Origin of the sequence: Microcella sp. (assembly GCF_030645145.1) — a bacterium.
Lineage (GTDB): Bacteria > Actinomycetota > Actinomycetes > Actinomycetales > Microbacteriaceae > Microcella.
In genome coordinates this window covers 1-1,057 of the sequence record NZ_JAUSMI010000106.1, presented here as the reverse complement: position 1 = coordinate 1,057, position 1,057 = coordinate 1, and the positions used below count along the sequence as shown (strand labels likewise).

Annotated in this window: 1 protein-coding gene; it reads left to right on the top strand. The window is 71.1% G+C overall.

From position 1 onward, the window contains the following. Nucleotides 1-347 precede the first annotated feature (347 nt). The coding region (locus tag Q7T15_RS07505) for a ParA family protein (RefSeq protein WP_304694880.1) at nt 348-1,057 on the top strand (710 nt) is incomplete at its 3' end.

Here is a 1,057-nt window from a genome sequence, read left to right as displayed (position 1 = left end):
GAGCATCCTCACTCATGACGATCAGTCAATACGCTCGCACCCGGTGACGCAACGAGCGCCGCGCCGCGAAGGCCGCTGCCGCGCGGACCTTCCCCGGTGCGCCGAACCAAATGCAGTCTGAACCACCGGGTGCGCGCCGCGCTGCCGCTCTCGCAGCCACCTTCCGTCGCCAGGAACTGCATTCGGCATCGCGTGGGGCACGCGGTGAGCGCAGCGACGTGGCGAGACTCCCGCGCGGGCCGCCCGACCCGCCCGCGCACGGCCCGTCGCGCGACCCGAACGCCCCGCGCTCAGTAGACTCGGGCGCTATGAGCGGCAAGACGACGACGGGCACCGAGCTGCCGGGCATGACCGCGAGCCCCGGCGTGAAGAAGGGCCCCACCGGGCGCCCCGCTCGCGAGTTCGACGCCCCCGCCCCGCTCGACCAGCACGGCCCTGCCCGCATCATCGCCCTCTGCAACCAGAAGGGCGGCGTCGGCAAGACGACGACGACGATCAGCCTCGGCGCGAGCCTCGCCGAGTACGGCCGCCGCGTGCTCGCGATCGACTTCGACCCGCAGGGCGCGCTCTCGGCGGGTCTCGGCATCGAGAGCCACGACGTCACGACGATCTACGACCTCCTGCTCGGCCGCGAGAAGGACACCAAGGCCGCCATCCAACACACGAGCGTGCCGGGCTTCGACATCATCCCGGCCAACATCGACCTGAGCGCGGCCGAGGTGCATCTCATCAACGAGGTCGCGCGCGAGCAGATCCTCGCCCGCGTGCTGCGCCCGGTGCTCGGCGACTACGACGTGATCCTCATCGACTGCCAGCCGAGCCTGGGCCTGCTGACGGTCAACGCGCTCACCGCGGCGCACGGCGTGCTGATCCCGCTCGAGTGCGAGTACTTCGCCCTGCGCGGCGTCGCCCTCCTCGTCGAGACGATCGAGAAGGTGCAGGATCGCCTCAACCCCGCCATCCAGCTCGACGGCATCATCGCGACGATGTACGACCCGCGCACGCTGCACTCGCGCGAGGTGCTCGAGCGCGTCGTCGACGCGTTCGGCGACCGCGT